This is a genomic window from Steroidobacteraceae bacterium (genome assembly GCA_041395505.1).
GTDB lineage: Bacteria > Pseudomonadota > Gammaproteobacteria > Steroidobacterales > Steroidobacteraceae > JAWLAG01.
Genome location: JAWLAG010000002.1, coordinates 355,846 through 375,909, shown reverse-complemented (window position 1 = coordinate 375,909; position 20,064 = coordinate 355,846). Strand labels below are relative to the sequence as shown.

Genomic DNA, 20,064 nt, shown 5'->3' with positions numbered 1-20,064 from the left:
CGGTTAGCGCACCGGAACGACGACCAGCGCGCGGCCGCGCTTCAACAGCACGAGCAGGGTTCGCTGCCCGGCGGCGAGCTTTCGAAGACGCGCGAGGTCCGGAACTGCCTGGTTGTTGATCTCGGCGATGACATCGCCGCTACGCAGACCCGCCGCCGCGGCGCGGCTGCCGCGCGCGACCGAGCGCACCAGCACGCCACCGCCTTCGGCGTCGCCGAGCACGGCACCGGCGAGGCCCGGGTGCAGCGGCGCAGCGTCATCGCCCGGGACCTGGGCTGTGGCGTCTTCGGGCGGGCCGGAGACATTGTTCTCGGCGACCGTCGCGGCGATGCGCCGCGGTTGCCCGTCGCGTATCACGCCGATGTCGAGTTTCGCTCCTACGGGCAACAAGCCGATGGTGTTACGCAGCTCGCTGTCCGAACGGACCGGTTTGCCATTGACCGAAGTGATGACATCGCCGGGCTTCAGTCCCGCCGATTCCGCGGCGGAGCCCGCCACGAGTTCGGTTATCAGCGCGCCGCTCGCCTGCTTGAGGCCGAGTGCCTTGGCGATATCCGGTGTGACCGGTGCAATCGACACGCCGAGCAGGCCGCGTTTGACCGCGCCGAAACGTTTCAACTGGTCGATCACTGCGCGTGCCATGTTGACCGGTATGGCGAAGCCGATGCCGATGTTGCCGCCGCTGCGCGAGAGGATCGCCGAGTTGATGCCGATCAGCTCGCCGCGCAGGTTCACGAGTGCGCCACCGGAGTTGCCGGGATTGATCGACGCGTCGGTCTGGATGAAATCCTCCAGGCTGTTGCTGGTCGAACCGGCGATGCCGTTGCGCCCGAGGGCGCTGACGATGCCGGAGGTGACGGTGTTCTTGAGGCCGAAGGGATTGCCGATGGCGACCACATAGTCGCCGACTTCGAGTTGATCCGAGTCGCCGAGTCTTATTTCCGCCAGCTTCTCGGCCGGCACTTTCAGCAGGGCGATGTCCGACGGCGGGTCGGCGCCAACCACTTCACCCGCGAGTTCGCGACCGTCCTGCAGGTTGACGGTGATTTCGGTGGCATTCTCGACCACATGCGCATTGGTGATGATGTAGCCCTTCGCCGCATCGATGATCACGCCCGACCCGGCGCTCTGGAATTTGCGCTGCGGCCGGCCGGCGCCCGGAGGCAGGTCGAAGAAGCGGCGGAAGAACGGATCGTCGAACAGCGGATTGCTCGGACCGCCCTGCACGACGCCGCTGGTGGCGATATTGACGACCGCGGGCGAGACGCGTTTGACCATCGGCGCGAGGGATGGCATCGGCGCGGCCGCGGTTGCGGGGGTTTGTGCGATGGCAGGCGCCGCGGCCACCAGGGTGGCGAGCGCGAGTGCCGCGACAGAGGTTCTGATTGGCGATTTCATGGCGGCGAAAATTCTACCCTCTGATCAAGCTGTGGATGGTCTGTGGGTTCCTGGTGCACACAATATGTGGGGGTATGGCCGATCACGGGCAACGGAAAAATTTCCGGGTGAATCGCTGCAGGATTTTTCATAACTCCATGTACAGGCGCGAAAAAACTGCTCAGGCGAAGGCTGTCATATTACCTTGACGGTCGCAGACCGCAGTTTTACGCTTGTCCACCCAACACAAGATCTTGTGTCCCGGCCGGGCCAACTTGATCGAGTGCAGGGGGGAGTCGGGGAGGCGGCCATCTGACAGTGGCTGCAAAAGCGCCCAAAGAACGGAGTAGTCCTGATCGACGCGCGCCCAGCACGTGGATGGGGTGGGCACTTTCCCGTTTTTGGCAGGTCTGGATTTGCGGAGTCGCAGAACAACATGAACAGTGTCGTCAAGGTCGAGCTGCGCGATGTGAACGCCATTGCGTACCAGGAAGCCTCACTGGATATCTGGGACAAGAAATACCGTCTGGTTGCCAAGGACGGTACCGCAATCGACAAGTCCATGGACGATACCTTCAAACGCGTCGCGCGCGCGCTCGCCGATGTCGAGGCGCCGGTGTTGCGCGATCACTGGTATGAACGTTTTCTCTGGGCATTGCGCCGCGGCGCGATTCCCGCGGGCCGCATCGTCTCCAATGCCGGCGCGCTCGAGCACAAGCCGGCCACCTCGACCATCAACTGCACGGTGTCGGGCACGATTCGCGACTCCATGGACGACATCCTCGGCAAGGTCCACGAGGCGGGCCTCACGCTCAAGGCCGGTTGCGGCATCGGTTACGAGTTCTCGACGCTGCGTCCGCGCGGCGCCTATGTCACCGGCGCCGGCGCCTATACCTCCGGGCCGCTGTCGTTCATGGACATCTACGACAAGATGTGCTTCACCGTCTCCTCGGCAGGCGGCCGGCGCGGCGCGCAGATGGGCACCTTTGATGTCGGCCATCCGGATGTACTCGAATTCATTCGCGCCAAGCGCGAGAACGGCCGTCTGCGCCAGTTCAACCTGTCGCTGCTCATCACCGACGAGTTCATCCGCGCCGTGCGCGAAGGGGGCGACTGGCCGCTCGCGTTCCCGATTTCGCGAAGCGAATACGATGCCGAGCAACCGGATCTGACCGATCGCAGCCACTTCATCTGGCGTGAGTGGCCCGTCCGCGAGGGCTATGTCAGCAACGACGAAGGTCTCGTCGCCTGCAAGATCTACAAGACCGTGCCGGCGCGCCGCGTGTGGGATCTGATCATGAGCTCGACCTACGATTTCGCCGAGCCTGGATTCATCCTCATCGATCGCGTCAACGAGATGAACAACAACTGGTGGTGCGAGAACATCCGCGCGACCAATCCTTGCGGCGAGCAGCCGCTGCCGCCCTACGGTTCCTGTCTGCTCGGCTCGGTGAACCTCACCCGTTTCGTCCGTCATCCCTTTACCGAATTCGCCGAGTTCGACTGGGTCGAGTATCGCGACGTCGTCAAGGTATTCACCCGCATGCTCGACAACGTCGTCGAGATCCACGGCCTTCCGTTGTCGCGCCAGAGCGATGAAATCAATCGCAAACGCCGCCACGGCATGGGCTTCCTCGGGCTCGGTTCGACGCTGACTTTGCTCGGCATGAAGTACGGTTCGGCCGACGCGCTGCGCTTTACCGAAGATGTTTCGCGCGAGATGGCGGTCGCCGGCTGGCAGGCGGGCCTCGAACTTGCGCGCGAAAAAGGGCCCGCCCCAATCATGAACGAGCAGTTCGCGGTGACGGCGGAAATGCTGCGCAAGCGCCCGGAGATGGCGAGCGACGGCTGGAAGATCGGCGACCGTATCCCGGGCCGCAAGCTGCACGCCCGTTACAGCCGCTACATGCAGCGGCTCGCCGGCGTCGAGCCGGCGCTCGTCAACGAACTGGCCGAAGTCGGATCGCGTTTTACGCATCACAGTTCCATTGCGCCGACCGGCACGATTTCGCTCTCGCTTGCGAACAACGCCTCGAATGGCATCGAGCCGTCGTTCGCGCACCACTATTTCCGCAACGTCATCCGCCCGGGAAAGAAGACCAAGGAGAAAGTCGACGTGTTCTCCTTCGAACTGCTGGCGTATCGCGAGCTGGTCAATCCGCGCGCCATGCCTGGCAGCAGCGAAGCGGGCGAGCAGCTGCCCGATTACTTCACCACCGCCGAGGACGTCACGCCCACCGAGCATGTCGACATCCAGGCCGCGGCGCAGAAGTGGGTGGATTCGTCCATTTCCAAGACGGCCAACGTGCCGACGGACTACAAGTACGACGATTTCAAGGATATCTACCTGTATGCCCACGAAAAGCAGCTGAAGGGTTGCACGACTTTCAGGTTCAATCCTGAGGCGTTCCAGGGCGTGCTGGTCAAGGAAGAAGACCTCAAGAACACGACCTATGTCTTCACTACCGACGACGGCAAGGAGATCGAAGTCAAGGGCGATGCGGAAATCGAATACGACGGCGAACTGCACACGGCCGCCAACCTTTTCGATGCCCTCAAAGAGGGCTACTACGGAAAATTCTGACCATGAACGCGATCAAGATCGACAAGAAGATCGTCAAATACCGGGTGCAGAAGCCCGAGGAGAAGGCCGAAGCGCGACCGACCCTGGTCGTCGACCAGGACCTCGTGCGCGACAAGGATGGCAATACCGCCAAGGTCATCCGCATGCACGAGAAGCTCGAGCGGCCGGAGATGCTGGTTGGCTCGACCTACAAGATCAAGACGCCGGTGTCCGATCACGCCATGTACGTGACCATCAACGACATCGTGCTGAACGAAGGCACGCCCTACGAGCAGCGCCGGCCATTCGAGATCTTCATCAATTCCAAGAACCTCGACCATTACCAGTGGATCGTTGCGCTCACGCGGATCATATCCGCGGTGTTTCGCAAGGGCGGCGACGTGACCTTCCTCGTCGATGAGCTGAAGGCCGTGTTCGATCCGCGCGGCGGCTACTGGCAGCCGGGCGGCAAATTCATGCCCTCGATCATCGCCGAACTCGGCCATGTCATCGAGCGGCACCTGCAGTTCATCGGCCTGATGCGCAAGCAGGGGCTCGATGAGCATCAGCAAAAACTCGTCCAGGAGAAGCGTGCGGAATTCGAAGCGCGTCAGAAACAGACCGATGCCTTCGCCGATTCGCATTTTCCGGATGGCGCCCAGCTTTGCAGCAAGTGCAGCACCGCCGCGGTCGTGATGATGGACGGCTGCATGACCTGCCTCAATTGCGGAGACTCAAAATGCGGCTGAACTGCCGCTTGCTCGGTTAAAACGCGCCAGCACCGGGCTCCCCGCCTGGTTCCCTGCCCTGACGGGATTGGCGTGTTACTTAAAGGCAGTCGCAAGACTGCCTTTTTTTTCCACAAAAAAAGAAGCCCCGCTCGTCGCGGGGCTATCGGTCGCTTGCTTGTTTGTGGAGGAGTGTAACTCTTCTTGTTCTTGTTTCCCCCGATACGAAGCAAATGCCGTGCCAGATGGGCCGCGCAGGGCCGGCAGCGCCCTTGCGGCGGAACGATGGGCATTTCACCGCGCATTTTCGTGATCCAGGTCCGCGCCCGGCCGTGATCGCATTAAGTCATGTGCGGCATTTCAACGCCAAGCTGTCAAAATTGCTGACAATAGGCGGGCCTCGGCATTTCACGTAATCGCGGGTAGGGCAGGTTTTGCGCTCAACAATCAGCGGGTTGAATCTCCTGGTGGCACTGTAAATGCGTCCGACAACGCAGCAAACAAGGACTTTTTGGTGGTTTGCGGCCATCGCGGTCGCTTGCCTCATCGGCTGGCAGGACTTTGCCGCAGCCGGCACGGACATTCCGCGGCCAGCGGCGCTCAAGTCGGACGTCGACTTCTGGATCCGTGTCTATACCGAAATCACGACCAACGAGGGATTCCTCCACGATGAGCGCAACCTCGATGTGGTCTACGAGAAAATGCGCTTCCCGGCCGACATGTCGCCGGCGGGCCGTCAGAAAATAGTCGACGAGGCGCGCGACACCCATCTTGCGGTGATGCAGCGGCTCATCGACCTCGGTGACGCCACGCTTGGCGACGCCGCTGCGGTCGCCGGTCTCGATATCGCGGCGCGACGCATGCTCGAGCTGTGGCATGGGCGCGCAACGGTTGCCGAGCTCAAGGCCGCCCGCGAGCGGGTACGATTCCAGCTCGGCCAGGCCGATCGCTTTCGCGCCGGGCTGGTGCGTTCGGGCGCCTACGAGACGCATATCGCGGAGACGCTGGCCAATCTCGGCTTGCCGCCCGAGATCGCGGCCCTGCCGCACGTGGAATCGTCCTTCAATCCCGATGCCTATTCCAAGGTCGGCGCAGCCGGGTTGTGGCAATTCATGCGTTCGACCGGCCGGCGCTACATGCGTGTCGATGATGCCGTGGACGAGCGCCTCGATCCCTACCGCTCGACGGAAGCTGCTGCGCAACTGCTCGCCTACAACTACCGCGTGCTCGGCAGCTGGCCGCTCGCGTTGACGGCATACAACCACGGCGCGGCGGGCATGCGCCGGGCCAAGCAGAAGATGGGCACGGATGATTTCGTCACCATCGCACGCAATTACCAGAGCCGCACATTCGGTTTCGCATCGCGAAATTTCTATCCTTCATTCCTCGCCGCGCTCTCGATCGATGAAGACCCGCGCAAGTATTTCGGTGATATCGAGCGCGCGCCGGAGCAGAAGTTCACCGAGGTCGCGGTACCCGGCTTCGTCCCTGCGGCCGCGTTGTTGCGTGCAACCGGGCTCGACGAGCAGCGCCTGCGGGCACTGAATCCCGGGTTGCGTGACGCTGTCTGGCGGGGCAGCCGCCTGGTACCGCGCGATTACCGACTGCGCCTGCCGGCCGAGGGCGGGCCCTGGACCACGGCGATGCTGGCCGAGAAACTGTTCCCGCAGGAGCTGTTCGCGAACCAGGTGCAATCGCGATACCACAAGGTCCGTCGTGGCGATACGCTCGGCATCATCGCGCGAAAGTACGGCACATCGGTGGCCGAGCTCGCCGATCTCAATGACATTTCGCGACGCGCCATCCTGCGCCGCGGCGCGCTCCTGAAGCTGCCCGAGCGTGAGCCGGTATTGTTGGCCAAGGCCGCAGCGACCCCGGTGGCCACGACATCACGTGCCGCGAGTGCTGTCGCCGCGGCGCTGCCACGAGCTGGCGCGAGCGGCGCCGAGACCGCCGCCAGCGCCGTGAGCAGCGTGGTGCCATCCGGCAAGGCAACGCCCAAGGGCCAGGGATCGGCAGCCGGCACCACGGCAACCGAATTGCCACCTGCCGAGCCTTGGTTGCGCGGCGGCCCGCTGACCCGCACGGCGCCGGCGGCGAGTATTGCCAGGCTCAGGCGCGAGCGCGATGGCGAAGCCGCGGGCGGCGAGATTCCGGAGATCGAAATCACCGTTGCCCGTGCGGCCGCCGATACCGTGCGCGAAGCAAAAGCCGTGGCGCGCGAAGCCGAGGTGGCGCGTGACGCCCAGCCGGTCAGTGCCGGCCAGGCGGCGGAACTCGGGCCCTCGGTGGGGCCACCAACGGAAACGCCGCAGAGCGTGGATCTCATGGATCTCGCCGTCGATGAAGACGATTCAGTGCGGGTCTACGGCGAGGAGACGCTCGGGCATTACGCCGAGTGGCTCGAGACGACCGCGGCGCAGCTGCGGCGCATCAACCAGCTGCGCTACGGCCAACCGTTGTTGCTCGGTCGACGCATCAAACTCGACTTCGCGCGGGTCACCCGCGGCGTATTCGAGGAGCGCCGCCGCGATTATCACAGCCGTCTGCAGGCGCGGTTTTTCAATGACTACCGTATCGCGGGCACCGAAATCTACATCGTGCGCCGCGGCGACAGCCTGTGGACATTGACGCAGAAGTTCGGCTACCTGCCGGCCTGGCTGCTGCAGCAGTACAACCCCGACATCGACCTCGGCGCGCTGCGCGCCGGCATGCAGCTGGTGATACCAAAGACCGTTGCCACCGGGAGCGCGGACGCGTGATCGGTGCCGCGCGCGCGGCGCCATCCCGGCGTCCCTCAGCGCGTGGCGTCGTAGAAGGCGCGAAGGCGCGCCTCGGGCGCCGTACTGGTGCGTGCAAACCGTTCGCTGCCCGCGGTGACTGTCATGGCTTCGAGCGTGATCGCCTCGCCGTCGGCGAGGCAGGCCAGCAGTTCATCGGGAAGCGCGTGCACGCTGATCGCACTCCACGGTGCCGGGGCCGCGTAGGGCGCCATGCGCAGTGCATCGGGTCGCGGGTCGGCGCCCGATGACGCGAGCGGGTAGTCGACGACACCGCAGCGCAGCGTGACGGGCTCGATGGTCGCGCCATCGCCGGGCAGGGCCACCCACAGGTACAGGTGTCGTTCACCCATGCGATTGGTCTGGAAGGGCCCCAGGTAGGCGAAGGGGTCGCGCCCGCTCGTGCGCGGCGCGCCGGCGAGCAACTGCAGCGGCTCGGCGAGGCTCGTGAGGCCCATGCCGCTCGACGGATCGAGTCGCTCGGCAAGCGGGGTCTGCGGCGCCGCCGCGCAGGCGCAAAGGAGCGCAGTTGCAACGGCGCCTGCGCATCGTGCCGCACTGCGGGTTCGAGTGGCCATAAGCCAACAATAAGACACCATGCGGCGCCCTGGCTCAAGGGCTGTGACGGCTGCACGTTCGCCCCTGGCGCTGGCTCGTCCTATAATGAATTCCATGACTTGCGGGTCTTTCATCAGGTCCTTGTGCGTCGCCGCGACGGTCGCCCTGCTGGCGCAGGCCGCGCTCGCGCCGCCGGCCGAAGCCGATTCCATGCCCGGTGCGCTGAATGGCCAGAGTGCCGCGCAGCTGCCGGTCGCCGACCGGATCGTGGTTTTCAAACGCGAGCGGCGTCTGGAGCTGTGGCAGGGCGTCGATGTCCTGCGCCGCTACCGGATTTCCCTCGGCCTGAATCCGGTCGGCCACAAGGAAAGGGAGGGCGATTTTCGCACGCCGGAGGGTCGTTACCGGCTGGTGCGGCGCAATTCGCGGAGCGATTACTTCCTGAGCCTGCAGGTCTCCTATCCCAACGAAAGCGACCGGCGCAATGCCCGGCGCCTCGGCGTGCGACCCGGCGGCTCCATCATGATCCACGGCCTGCCAAACGACCCGCGCTATGCGCCCGATTACTACTCGCGCCAGGACTGGACGGACGGCTGTATCGCGCTGTCCAATGCCGACATGCTCGAAGTGTGGCTGCTGGTACCCGACAACATACCCATCGAAATATTGCCCTGAGTGGAAACCAGCGTTGTCCTTCCTGAGCTCGTGGACGCCCGCGTCGGTCCACGCGGCAGCCTCGAGAATCTGTCACAGGCCGAGATCGTCAAACTGCTCGACACCGGCCAGGGCGGCGTCTATCCGCTGTTCCGCCAGTGTGCGCTCGCCGTGCTCAACAGCGGCAATGACAACGACAACGCCAAGGAACTGTTCGAGCGGTTCCGCGATTTCGACATCCGCATCGTCTCCCACCCCTGGGGTGTGAAGCTCGAGCTGCGCAATGCGCCGGCGGCGGCTTTCGTCGATGGCGTGATGATCCGTGGTACCAAGGAGTTGCTGTTCGCGGTATTGCGCGACGTGGTGTTCATCGCCAACGAAATCGTCGAAAGCGGCCGCTTCGACCTTGGCAGTCCCGCTGCGATCACCAACGCGGTGTTCCACATCCTGCGCAACGCGCGACTACTTGAGTCGAAGCAGCGACCCAATATCGTGGTGTGCTGGGGCGGACATTCCATCGGCCGCGAAGAGTACGACTACACCAAGCGGGTCGGCTACGAACTCGGTCTGCGCGGTCTCGATGTCTGCACCGGTTGCGGACCCGGCGCGATGAAAGGTCCGATGAAAGGCGCCACCATCGGTCATGCCAAGCAACGCATCGGCAATGGCCGTTATGTTGGCATTACCGAGCCCGACATCATCGCCGCGGAGCCGCCCAATCCCATCGTCAACAATCTGGTGATCATGCCCGATATCGAGAAGCGTCTGGAGGCATTCGTGCGCTTCGGTCACGGCATCGTGGTCTTCCCCGGCGGAGTCGGCACGGCCGAGGAAATCCTCTATTTGCTCGGCATCCTCCTCGATCCGGCCAATGCCGAGCAGCCCTTGCCCTTCATACTCACCGGGCCGGCCGGCAGCAGCGACTATTTTGGGCAGATCCGCCACTTCGTGGCGGGCACGCTCGGCAAGGCAGCGGCCGAGCGGCTCGAGGTCATCGTCGATGACCCGCCCGAAGTCGCACGGCGCATGGCGGCCGGCATGACCCGGGTGCGGGAATTTCGCCGCGGCAAGGCGGACTCGTACAACTTCAACTGGCTGTTGTCGATCGGGCCCGCGCTGCAGCGGCCCTTCGTGGTCGATCATGCGTCCATGGCAGCGCTTGCGCTCGATGCCGCGCGGCCGGCGCACGAGTTGGCCGCCGACCTGCGGCGCGCCTTCTCGGGGATCGTCACCGGCAACGTCAAACGTCACGGCATCGAAGCGATAGAGCAGCACGGCCCCTATGAACTGCACGGCGACGCGCGCATCGTCGCGTTGCTCGATGAGCTGCTGACGGCATTCGTCGCGCAGGGACGAATGAAACTTCCCGGCGCCGTGTATCGTCCCTGCTATCGGCTGGTCGCGTAACATAACTCTTCAATAATGCAGCGGTGGCGAGAGTCGCATCGCATAAGCGTGCGTGCCGCGGCTCAACGTGAACCAGTTCCTGCGGATTGGCCGCGGTAATTCTTATTCTGCGCACCAGGTTGAGTGCGAGGTGCACATGAGTTCGTCGGATCGCTTTGACAACAGCAGTCGGCCGCAGCCGCGCGATGCCGTTGCCTCGCGGGCCACGGCCAACGAGACGCCTTACGGCAGCTGGATAGATCGCGTGCAACGTGCCCGCGGTCGTCATGCTGCCATCACCAAGAATCTCTACAGCCTGTCGCAGTACAAGAACTGGGCCGACAAGGTGCGTGGGGACTGGGACGAGACGAAAAAGGACTGATCCCGCACGGCCGCGCTGTTACAGCCCGGCCGCTGCTTCTGCCGGCGCGTCGAGCCCAGCCTCGCCCTCGGTCAACACCGCGCGATTTTCCAGCCAGTCGATCAGCGAGTGCCACTGATCGGTATCCTCGCGGGCCACGTAGGATTTCATCTCGTGGATGCCGATGCCGAGCTCGGCGCTGCGCACGTAGTTCTGCGAATCGCGCAGGGTCGCCACCACCGGCAGATTGAGCGAGTGCAGGAAGCGCAGCAGCGACTGGTAGACGAGGGTATTGCGCCGCACCCGGTTCGCTATCACTCCGATGCGGTTGTCGCCGCGTTTGATCTTCGCCACCAGCAGCAGATCGGCAATGCAACGCGCACTCGCGTGCAGGTCGATGTCCGAGGGCAGGATCGGCACGAGGATCTTGTCCGCATCGCGGGTGAGCTCCGGCATGCGCTGTGGCGTAACGCCGGCAGGCGTATCGACGATGACGCGACCGAAGCCGTCTGGAATTCGCAACTGCCAGGCGCGGGTCGTGCGACCATCCTGTTCGAAAGCCGCAATATGGTGAATCGGCATTTGTTGCGGTGGACGCTTCTTGATCCAGCGCAATGCCGAGCCCTGTGGATCGTAGTCCATCAGCACGGTTGGCTGGCGGTTGACGGCGTAATAGGCCGCGAGATTGATGGCTATGGTCGTTTTACCCGAACCGCCTTTGGGATTCAGGACGACGATGCGCTGCATGCGTCGAGCCTACGCACTAAACAGAATCAAAGCAACTTGCAAACTGTGCGCTGCGCCCAACTGGCGCTGTGAGATGGCGCACGGGAATGCGCGCCGCGAACGTCTAGCATGCGCGGCGAATGGAACGCCTGCTTTTGGTCTGGGACGAGCTCGATGACTGGCTGCACGCCAGCCGCCATGTCATTCGCGAGAGCGCGGGCGAGATCCTGCACCGCGGCGCTCACGCCGCCGCATCGCTGTCGGCGACCCTGGCACTTGCCGTGTTGCTCGCCGGCGCAAGCCTGCGCTGACTCCTGCCGCCGCGCCGGCGGTTGCAACCCTTGAAATTCGCGGCCCGAGGCCGCACCTTTAGCGCCCGCCAGATTTTCCACCGGAGGGCGAACTTCCATGTCCGAGGCAGCCGCGCCGCAAACCATGGCCTTTCAGGCCGAAGTGCAGCAATTGCTCAAGCTGATGATCCACTCCCTGTACAGCCACCGGGAGATCTTCCTGCGCGAGCTGATCTCGAACGCATCGGATGCCAACGACAAACTGCGCTTCGCTGCCCTTGCAGAGCCCGCTTTGCAGGACAGTGGCGCCGAGCTCGGCATCTGGATCGACGTTGATGCCACGGCCGGGACCCTCACCGTGCGCGACAATGGCATCGGCATGAGCCGCGAGGACGCGATTGCCAACCTCGGCACCATCGCGCGTTCGGGTACGGCGGAGTTCTTCCGCCAGATGAGCGGCGATGCGCAGAAGGACTCGCAACTCATCGGCCAGTTTGGTGTGGGCTTCTATTCGGCATTCATCGTCGCCGAGCGTGTCGAGGTGCTCACGCGCAAGGCGGGCGAACCGGCCTCTGCCGGCGTGCACTGGAGTTCGACGGCCGATGGCAGTTTCACGGTCGACACGCGCGACCTCGCCGCGCACGGCACGACGGTGATCCTGCACCTCAAGAGCGATGCCAGGGAGTTTGCCGATCCGTTCCGTATTCGCGCACTGGTGCGCCGCTACTCTGATCACATTTCCTTTCCGGTGTGGTGTCGCAAGGAAGGCGAGGCAAGCACCGACTACGAGACCGTCAACCAGGCCAAGGCCCTGTGGACGCGTCAGCGAACCGAAATCAGCGACGATGAATATCGCGAGTTCTACCAGCACATCGCGCACGATTTCACCCCGCCGCTCGCCTGGTCGCACAACCGGGTCGAAGGCAAACGCGAATACACGAGCCTGCTCTACCTGCCGGCTCAGCCACCTTTCGATCTGTACCAGCGCGATGCCGCGCATGGACTCAAGCTCTACGTGCGCCGGGTGTTCATCATGGATGACGCCGAACAGTTCCTGCCGCTGTACCTGCGCTTCGTCAAGGGTGTGGTCGATTCGAGTGATCTGCCGCTCAATGTCTCGCGCGAGCTGCTGCAGGAGGACGGCGAGGTCGGCGCCATCCGCAGCGCCCTCACCCGGCGAGCGCTCGATATGATCGCGAAGCTCTCGGCCGACGATGCCGCGGGCTATGCCACCTTCTGGCGCGCATTCGGCCCTGTATTGAAGGAAGGCCTCGCCGAGGATCCGGGCAATCGCGACAAGATCCTGCCGCTGCTGCGGTTCGTTTCGACCGCGAGCGAAGGGACGACGCCCGAGGTGACGCTCAAGCGGTATGTGGAGCGCGCCGGCAGCGCCCAGCAGAACATCTACTACCTGATCGCGGATTCGATCGAGGCGGCGCGCACGAGCCCCTATCTCGAGCGACTGAAGGCGAAGAACATCGAAGTGCTTTTGCTCGGTGATCGCATCGATGCCTGGGTGATGGGCCAGTTGAGCGAGTTCGACGGCAAGAAATTCAAGGACGTCGCGCGCGGCGACCTGGAGTCGAGCGGGCTGGCCGACGCGGCCGACAGTGCGCGCATCGACGAACTCAAGAAAGAGAGTAAGCCGCTCCTCAAGCGCCTCAAGGACAGCCTGGGTGAGCGGATTGCCGAAGCGCGCGTGAGCGCCCGCCTCGCGCACTCACCCGCCTGCCTGGTCGTCGGCGAGAACGACCTGGGGACCCAGCTCGCCCGCATGTTGAAGGCGGCCGGCCAGAGCGCGCCGGAGAGCAAACCCGTGCTCGAGGTCAATGTCGAGCATCCGCTGATCCGCCACTTGCAAGGATTGGCCGACAACGCCCAGTTCGAGGAACTGGCGCTCGTGATCTTCGATCAGGCCAAGCTCGCCGAGAGCGGCCAGCTTGGCAATCCCGGCGAGTACCTGCAGCGGCTGAACTCGCTGCTGGCGCGGCTCGTGCGATAATCGCCCGATGAGCAAGCCCGATGACAGCGAGCTGCGCAGCCGCCTGACGCCGCTGCAATACGAGGTGACCCAGAACAAGGGCACGGAACGGCCTTTCACCGGCAGCTACACCTATAACAAGGACAGCGGCACCTATCGTTGTGTCTGTTGCGGGGCCGAACTGTTCGCATCAAAGTGCAAATACGACTCGGGTTCCGGTTGGCCGAGCTTCTTCCGGCCGCTGGCAGGCGATCGCGTGCGCGAGGTGCGCGATGCCAGCCACGGCATGGTACGCACCGAAGTATTGTGCGCCGGGTGCGGCGCGCATCTCGGCCATGTCTTCGAGGACGGGCCGCAGCCGACGGGTTTGCGCTATTGCATCAATTCCGCTTCACTCGATTTTGCGTCGCAGAAGGAAGGACAGGAAACATGAAAGCTGGCGCGATTTGGGCGGTCGTGGCGATCGCATTGTTGTCGGGTTGCGGGCAGGACGAGGTACCACCGCCACCCGCCGTCGACCCTGGGAGTACAAGTCAAGTGCAGATAACCGAAATCACGCCGGGCAAAGGCGCCGCCATCGAGGCAGGACAAACAGCACAGGTGCATTATTCCGGCTGGCTCTACGCCGAGGGCGCGCCTGAGCAAAAGGGGCGCAAGTTCGACAGCTCCCTCGATCGCAACCAGCCGTTCGAATTTCGCATCGGCGCAGGCCAGGTGATCGCCGGTTGGGACCAGGGCGTCGCGGGCATGCGCGCCGGCGGCAAGCGACGACTGGTGATACCGCCCGAACTCGGCTATGGCGCGCGCGGCGCAGGCGGCGTGATACCACCGGGCGCCACCCTGGTGTTCGACGTCGAATTGCTGGCCATCAAGTAATCCGTCCCATCATCGGCGCAAAGGGGAGACTGATGCGCGCAATCCTGATGTCGCTCGCACTCGCGGGCGCGCTCATCGCCACGTCGATCGCCAAGGCGGCGACGTTGATACACGCAGGTCGTGTGCTCGCCATGAAGGACGATCGTGTCCGTGAGCGGCAGACCATCGTGATCGAAGACGGGCGGATCGTGTCCGTCAGCGATGGCCTGCGTCCCGCCGGGCCCGGTGACCAGTTGATCGATCTGTCCGGCATGACGGTATTGCCCGGTCTTGCCGACATGCACGTGCATATCACCAGCGAGTATCGAAAATCCTCCGAACTCGATCAGTTCAAGCTGAACGGCACCGATGTCGCGATCGACGGCGTCGTCAATGCGAAGCGCACATTGCTGGCAGGTTTCACCCTGGTGCGTGATCTGGGCGACACCTTTCTGGCGAGCCTGGCGCTGCGCGATGCGATCAATGCGGGCAAGGTCGAGGGTCCACGCATCTTTGCGGCGGGCAAGGCGATCGCCACCACCGGCGGGCACGCCGATCCGACCAACGGCTGGGCCGGCCACCTGCAGGGCGATCCAGGTCCTCGCGACGGCGTGGTCAATGGCCTCGCCGAGGCGGCGGCTGCGGTGAGGCAGCGTTACAAGGATGGATCGGATGTCATCAAGATCACGGCGACCGGCGGCGTGCTGTCGGTGGCACGCAATGGCCAGAACCCGCAGTTCAGCGAGGAGGAAATCCGCGCCATCGTAACCACGGCGCGCGACTACGGCTTCACGGTCGCCGCGCATGCGCATGGCGCGGAGGGCATCAAGCGCGCAGTACGCGCCGGCGTTGACAGCATCGAGCATGGCACCTTCATGGACGAGGAGGGCCGGCGCCTGATGAAGGAGCGCGGGACCTACTACGTGCCTACGATCACGGCCGGCTGGTGGGTTTACGATCGCGCGCAGGATGAGGGCTTCTTCCCGGCGCTGGTGCGCCCGAAGGCGCTCGCGATCGGGCCGCAGATCCAGGGCACATTCGCCAAGGCCTACAAGAGCGGCGTGAAGATCATGTTCGGAACGGACACGGGCGTCTCGGCACACGGCGGGAATGCGCGCGAGTTCAAGTTCATGGTCGACGGCGGCATGCCGCCCATCGAGGCAATTCGCAGCAGCACGGTCGTGCCGGCAGTGTTCCTCGGTGTCGACAAGGATCTTGGCACGATCGAGCCCGGCAAGTTTGCCGACCTGATCGCCGTCGCCGGAAATCCGCTCGATGACATCACCCTGCTCGAACGCGTGCGCTTCGTGATGAAAGCGGGGCAGGTCTACAAGTCACCGTGAGCCGCGCTGCGCCACCCAGGCCCCAGGCGCTCACCGTCGCGGGGCCCGCCGGCCCGATCGAGGCGCTGCTCGAGAACCCGCTCAGCGAGACGGCCGCAGCGTCGCGTTTTGCCGTGGTGTGCCATCCCCATCCCCTGCATGGCGGGACCATGACCAACAAGGTTGCGCACATGCTCGCCCGGGCGCTCAATGACGCCGGCATACCGGTGCTGCGCTTCAACTTTCGCGGTGTCGGTGCGAGTGCCGGGGTATTCGATGAAGGACGGGGCGAGACCCAGGATGCACTGGCGGTCATCCGCCATGGCCGCGAGCGGTTCGCCGGTGCCGCGCTGGTGCTGGCGGGTTTCTCCTTCGGCGGTTATGTCGCGCTCGCGGCCGCCGCCGAGGCCGATGCGCAAGTATTGATCACCGTGGCGCCAGCGGTCAGCAGGTTCGGTGCCGAGACCTTCGCCGCGCCCGCCATACCCTGGTTGTTGCTTATGGGCACGGCGGATGAGCTCATCGACTGGCAGGAGATGCGCAGCTGGGCACAGGCGCAGGCGCATCCGCCAGAATGCCGGTGGCTCGAAGGCGCCTCGCATTTCTTCCATGGTCGACTGACCGAGCTGCGCCAGGCGGTCGTCGATTTCGTCCAGAAAAACTGAAGCCCGGGCGGCACTGCGGCCGGCCGGGCTTCATGATCTTGAAGTAATTGCCTTGCAGCGATCAGTTGACCATCTGCTTGAGGTTCTTCAGCGGCAATACGCGCACTTTCTTGGAGGCAGGCTTTGCCTTGTACATCATCTTTTCGCCCGTGAAGGGGTTGACGCCTTCGCGAGCCTTGGTGGCCGGCTTCTTGACGACCTTCATTTTCAGAAGGCCAGGCATGGTGAACAGGCCATGCGAGCGCAAGCTCTTCTTGACAACACCGTTCAGCGAATCGAAAACCGATCCGACCTGTTTACGGGACAGGCCCGTGTCATTGGAAATGGAATTGAGAATGTCGGATTTGGTCGGTGCGCCGCTTGATGCCATGTGTGGATTCTCCTAGCAGGTTTGGTCCGTGAAAAGGCGGCTCACACCGCCGTTGATGAATCGGCGCGCAACATAACACATGCGAAGCCGCGCGGAAATGCCTTGTTTTATAGGCCGAAACCGTCTATGGCGCGACGCGGCTGTCGCCATTCGCTAACAGACGGCGCGGATCCGCATGTGCCGGTGAATTCGATTCTTGATGCGGACTGTGTCGTAAGTCGATGTCTTGCAAAGGGACTCGCGCACATCGAGTTCAACGAAAGACAATCAGCAGGGCCTGAATCAACAGCAGTGCAACGAGCGGCGAGAGGTCGAGACCGGCCAGCGGCGGAATGATCCGGCGTATCGGACGCAGGACCGGTTCGGCAATCGATGCCAGCAATGAGCCGAAGGGTGAGGGTACGCCTGGTGCGATGAGGGACAGCAGGGCATACAGCAGTATCGCCCCGAATGCGATCCACAACAGCAGCACGACGATCTGTTGCACGATGAGCCGCGCCCACAGCCAGGGCGCAACCGGGAGCCCCGCGCGCATCGCGAATTCGAGCGCCACGGTTGCCGCACTTGCCAGCAGAACGGCTACGACCGAGGCGGTATCGATGCGACCGATTGGCGGCAATGCGCGCCGCAGCGGCATGATCAACCAGTTGGTGAGGCGCATGACCGCCTGGGCAAGGGGATTGCGGAAATCGGCACGTGCAAACTGCAACACCAGGCGCAGCATGAACACGAACAGCACCAGCTGTGCGACCGATCCGACGAGAAAACGCAGTGCTTCCAGCATTCTTTGTACTCTATCAGCGCGTGGTGGTCGCCGCCGCCGCGAGTTCGCGGCTGCGTGCCGCAGCCGCATGCATTGCCGCGGCGACGATCTGATCGAAATGCCCCGCAGAGAAACTCGCAAGCGCCGCCGCCGTCGTGCCGCCCTTGGAGGTCACCGATGCGCGCAACGCCGCGAGATCGCCATCTGCATCGGCAAGGAGCGCGGTGCCACGCAGCGTCTGGCGGCAAAGACGCGCTGCCACATCGCGCGGCAGGCCAAGTTCGACGGCTGTGTCGATCATCGCCTCGGCGAGCAACAGGAAATACGCCGGGCCGCTGCCCGAGAGCGCCGTCACGCTATCGAGGTCGGTTTCGTTGGCCACCCAGACGGTTGCGCCGATGGCGGCCATGCACCGCTCGGCAAGATCGCGTTGCGCTCCGCCCGTGCCCGATTCGGCGAACAACGCCGTGGCCGACTCGGCGAGTGTCGCCGCTCGGTTCGGCATGGCGCGCACCACATCGCAATGTCCGCCCGTCCAGTCGCGCAATTGCAAGGTCGTAATCCCCGCCGCAATCGACAGCAGCAGCGGCCGCTCGCCAGGGGACATACGGGCTGCGAGCCGCGCGACCGTGGCGTGGCTGTCCTGCGGTTTGACTGCGAGGATCAGCACGTCGCTCGGTCGGGTCAGCTGAGCTGCGACTTCGATTCCAAGTTCGGCCTGCAGCCGCGCCGACTGCTCGGCATCTTTCTCGATAATGCGAAGTCGCTCGAGCGGCCAGCCGTCCTTGATCAGACCAGCGGCGATTGCGCGGCCCATGTTGCCGCCACCGATCAAACTGACAGATGGATGGGTCATGCGCATATTCTATCTGCAATGGGGCGCATCAGGCCGCAGGGCGCGGACCGAACAATGCCGTGCCGACGCGCACGATGGTGGCGCCGGCGGCGATCGCCGCTTCGAGGTCGGCGCTCATGCCCATCGACAGGGTGTCGAGTTTCATGCCCTTCGCATTCAGCGCATCGTAGAGTGCGCGGGTGGCATCGAACCAGTGCCGCTGGCGATCGAACGAGGTCTCGGCAGGCGGCAGGCACATCAGGCCGCGCAGCCGCAGCCGGGGCAGCTGCGCCACCGCGGCAGCCAGCGGCTCGAGCTCGGCGGGCGCGACACCGCCCTTGCCCGGTTCGGCGGCGATGTTCACATGCAGGCAGACATTGAGCGGCGCGCCATGGAACGGCCGCTGGGCCGACAGTCGCTCGGCGATCTTCAGCCGGTCGACGGCATGTACCCAATGGAAGCGCTCGGCGACGACGCGCGTCTTGTTGCTCTGCAGATGACCAATGAAATGCCAGGTGAGGTCGCGTTCACCGACACTGGCCATTTTCTCGAGCGCCTCCTGCAGGTAGTTCTCGCCAATATCCCACAGGCCGAGCTGCGCGAGCGCGGCAATGGCGGCCGCCGGTTGGCCCTTGCTGACGCCCAGCAACGTGATCGAATCGACAGTCCGGCCATGGCGTTCGGCGGCAGCAGCGATACGCCGGCGCGTGGTTTCGTACCCCGAGACCCAATTCTGCGGACCACCTAACATATTGGAGCCCCTGACCCTTCGCTATACTGCTCCGGCTTTTTCCCAGGAGCCCGCATGTCCATCGATATCGCGCAATTGCTCGCCTTTGCCGTCAAGAGTAATGCTTCGGATCTGCACCTCTCGGCCGGTATGCCGCCGATGATTCGCGTGGATGGCGATATGAAGCGCATCAACATGCCGTCACTGTCCCACAAGGAAGTGCACAGCATGGTGTATGACATCATGAACGACAAGCAGCGCAAGGCTTTTGAGGAGTTCTTCGAGACGGATTTTTCCTTCGAGATCCCGAAGCTCGCGCGCTTTCGCGTCAACGCCTTCAACCAGAATCGCGGTGCCGGGGCGGTTTTCCGCAACATTCCTTCTAACATCCTGTCGCTGGATGACCTGGCGGCGCCGAAGGTGTTTCGCGACCTGTGCATGCTGCCGCGCGGTCTCGTGCTGGTCACCGGGCCGACCGGTTCGGGCAAGTCGACCACTCTTGCGGGGATGCTCAATCACTGCAATGACAACCGCCCGGACCATATCATCACCATCGAAGATCCCATCGAATTCGTGCACGAGTCGCGCCGCTGCCTGATCAACCAGCGCGAGGTGCATCGCGATACGCTCGGGTTCAGCGAGGCGCTGCGATCGGCGCTGCGCGAAGACCCGGACATCATCCTGGTCGGCGAAATGCGCGATCTCGAGACCATACGCCTGGCGCTCACCGCGGCCGAAACGGGTCATCTTGTGTTCGGTACCCTGCACACGAGTTCCGCCGCCAAGACGATCGACCGCGTGGTCGACGTTTTCCCCGCCGCCGAGAAGGAAATGGTGCGCTCGATGCTCTCCGAATCGCTCCGCGCTGTGATTTCGCAGACCTTGCTCAAGCGCAATGGCGGCGGGCGCGTCGCCGCGCACGAGATCATGATCGGCACGCCGGCGATCCGCAATCTCATTCGCGAGGGAAAGATTGCGCAAATGTATTCATCCATACAGACCGGCCAGGCGCAGGGCATGCAGACGCTCGACCAGTGTCTGCAGGAAATGGTTGCGAAAGGCGTCGTAAGCAAGGAAGAGGCGCGCTACAAGGCGCAACACAAAGACTCGGTGTAACAGG

At 63.8% G+C, this 20,064-nt stretch carries 20 protein-coding genes; 13 read left to right on the top strand and 7 right to left on the bottom strand.

Annotation, left to right across the window (positions count from 1 at the left end):
* Positions 1-3: 3 nt before the first annotated feature.
* A complete protein-coding gene (locus R3E77_14480) occupies positions 4-1,398 on the bottom strand; it encodes a Do family serine endopeptidase (GenBank protein MEZ5500615.1) in 1,395 nt (464 codons plus the stop codon).
* A gap of 415 nt (positions 1,399-1,813) precedes the next feature.
* Here R3E77_14480 and R3E77_14475 point away from each other — a divergent pair, with 415 nt between their 5' ends.
* The 3 genes from R3E77_14475 (at position 1,814) to R3E77_14465 (ending at position 7,430) form a co-directional block, all read left to right on the top strand.
* A complete protein-coding gene (locus R3E77_14475) occupies positions 1,814-3,961 on the top strand; it encodes an adenosylcobalamin-dependent ribonucleoside-diphosphate reductase (GenBank protein MEZ5500614.1) in 2,148 nt (715 codons plus the stop codon).
* Between the two features lie 2 nt (positions 3,962-3,963).
* Complete coding sequence (locus tag R3E77_14470) at positions 3,964-4,689, top strand: hypothetical protein (GenBank protein ID MEZ5500613.1); 726 nt, start codon at positions 3,964-3,966, stop codon at positions 4,687-4,689.
* A gap of 458 nt (positions 4,690-5,147) precedes the next feature.
* Positions 5,148-7,430, top strand: a complete 2,283-nt coding sequence (locus R3E77_14465; protein ID MEZ5500612.1) for a transglycosylase SLT domain-containing protein — start codon at positions 5,148-5,150, stop codon at positions 7,428-7,430.
* 35 nt (positions 7,431-7,465) lie between these two features.
* Here the strand turns inward: R3E77_14465 and R3E77_14460 are convergent, their stop codons facing one another.
* A complete protein-coding gene (locus R3E77_14460) occupies positions 7,466-8,026 on the bottom strand; it encodes a hypothetical protein (GenBank protein MEZ5500611.1) in 561 nt (186 codons plus the stop codon).
* A gap of 94 nt (positions 8,027-8,120) precedes the next feature.
* Here R3E77_14460 and R3E77_14455 point away from each other — a divergent pair, with 94 nt between their 5' ends.
* The 3 genes from R3E77_14455 to R3E77_14445 all read left to right on the top strand — a co-directional run bounded on the left by R3E77_14455 (position 8,121) and on the right by R3E77_14445 (position 10,428).
* Positions 8,121-8,681 carry a L,D-transpeptidase family protein gene (locus tag R3E77_14455; protein MEZ5500610.1) on the top strand — a complete coding sequence of 187 codons (561 nt, stop codon included), beginning with the start codon at positions 8,121-8,123 and terminating at the stop codon, positions 8,679-8,681.
* Entirely contained in the window at positions 8,682-10,067 is a 1,386-nt protein-coding gene (ppnN, locus tag R3E77_14450) for a nucleotide 5'-monophosphate nucleosidase PpnN (GenBank protein MEZ5500609.1), read from the top strand.
* A gap of 136 nt (positions 10,068-10,203) precedes the next feature.
* Positions 10,204-10,428: a hypothetical protein gene (locus R3E77_14445; protein MEZ5500608.1), complete on the top strand. Its 225-nt coding sequence runs from the start codon at positions 10,204-10,206 to the stop codon at positions 10,426-10,428.
* 18 nt (positions 10,429-10,446) lie between these two features.
* Here R3E77_14445 and R3E77_14440 read toward each other — a convergent pair whose 3' ends face one another.
* A complete protein-coding gene (locus tag R3E77_14440) occupies positions 10,447-11,154 on the bottom strand; it encodes a ParA family protein (GenBank protein MEZ5500607.1) in 708 nt (235 codons plus the stop codon).
* A gap of 119 nt (positions 11,155-11,273) precedes the next feature.
* On the opposite strand from R3E77_14440, the gene R3E77_14435 reads away from it, so the two are divergent.
* The 6 genes from R3E77_14435 to R3E77_14410 all read left to right on the top strand — a co-directional run bounded on the left by R3E77_14435 (position 11,274) and on the right by R3E77_14410 (position 16,246).
* Complete coding sequence (locus R3E77_14435; protein ID MEZ5500606.1) at positions 11,274-11,444, top strand: hypothetical protein; 171 nt, start codon at positions 11,274-11,276, stop codon at positions 11,442-11,444.
* Between the two features lie 97 nt (positions 11,445-11,541).
* On the top strand, positions 11,542-13,425 hold the full coding sequence (gene htpG / locus R3E77_14430) for a molecular chaperone HtpG (GenBank protein ID MEZ5500605.1): 1,884 nt from the start codon (positions 11,542-11,544) through the stop codon (positions 13,423-13,425).
* A 7-nt stretch (positions 13,426-13,432) separates the two neighbouring features.
* Positions 13,433-13,837: a peptide-methionine (R)-S-oxide reductase MsrB gene (msrB, locus tag R3E77_14425; GenBank protein MEZ5500604.1), complete on the top strand. Its 405-nt coding sequence runs from the start codon at positions 13,433-13,435 to the stop codon at positions 13,835-13,837.
* The gene (locus R3E77_14420) at positions 13,834-14,280 is read left to right on the top strand and encodes an FKBP-type peptidyl-prolyl cis-trans isomerase (protein ID MEZ5500603.1); all 447 of its coding nucleotides are present in this window, start codon (positions 13,834-13,836) and stop codon (positions 14,278-14,280) included. The genes msrB and R3E77_14420 overlap by 4 nt, the downstream gene beginning before the upstream one ends.
* Positions 14,281-14,312: 32 nt before the next feature.
* Positions 14,313-15,602, top strand: a complete 1,290-nt coding sequence (locus R3E77_14415; protein ID MEZ5500602.1) for an amidohydrolase family protein — start codon at positions 14,313-14,315, stop codon at positions 15,600-15,602.
* Positions 15,599-16,246, top strand: coding sequence for an alpha/beta fold hydrolase (locus R3E77_14410; GenBank protein MEZ5500601.1), 648 nt, complete (start codon positions 15,599-15,601; stop codon positions 16,244-16,246). The genes R3E77_14415 and R3E77_14410 overlap by 4 nt, the downstream gene beginning before the upstream one ends.
* A gap of 61 nt (positions 16,247-16,307) precedes the next feature.
* Here the strand turns inward: R3E77_14410 and R3E77_14405 are convergent, their stop codons facing one another.
* The 4 genes from R3E77_14405 to R3E77_14390 form a co-directional block, all read right to left on the bottom strand.
* Positions 16,308-16,616: an HU family DNA-binding protein gene (locus tag R3E77_14405; GenBank protein ID MEZ5500600.1), complete on the bottom strand. Its 309-nt coding sequence runs from the start codon at positions 16,614-16,616 to the stop codon at positions 16,308-16,310.
* Between the two features lie 253 nt (positions 16,617-16,869).
* On the bottom strand, positions 16,870-17,400 hold the full coding sequence (locus R3E77_14400) for a YggT family protein (protein ID MEZ5500599.1): 531 nt from the start codon (positions 17,398-17,400) through the stop codon (positions 16,870-16,872).
* 13 nt (positions 17,401-17,413) lie between these two features.
* On the bottom strand, positions 17,414-18,235 hold the full coding sequence (proC, locus tag R3E77_14395) for a pyrroline-5-carboxylate reductase (GenBank protein ID MEZ5500598.1): 822 nt from the start codon (positions 18,233-18,235) through the stop codon (positions 17,414-17,416).
* A 28-nt stretch (positions 18,236-18,263) separates the two neighbouring features.
* Positions 18,264-18,965 (bottom strand): YggS family pyridoxal phosphate-dependent enzyme, encoded by a 702-nt coding sequence (locus R3E77_14390; GenBank protein ID MEZ5500597.1) that lies wholly within the window; start codon positions 18,963-18,965, stop codon positions 18,264-18,266.
* A 60-nt stretch (positions 18,966-19,025) separates the two neighbouring features.
* On the opposite strand from R3E77_14390, the gene R3E77_14385 reads away from it, so the two are divergent.
* Positions 19,026-20,060, top strand: a complete 1,035-nt coding sequence (locus tag R3E77_14385; protein ID MEZ5500596.1) for a type IV pilus twitching motility protein PilT — start codon at positions 19,026-19,028, stop codon at positions 20,058-20,060.
* Positions 20,061-20,064 lie beyond the last annotated feature (4 nt).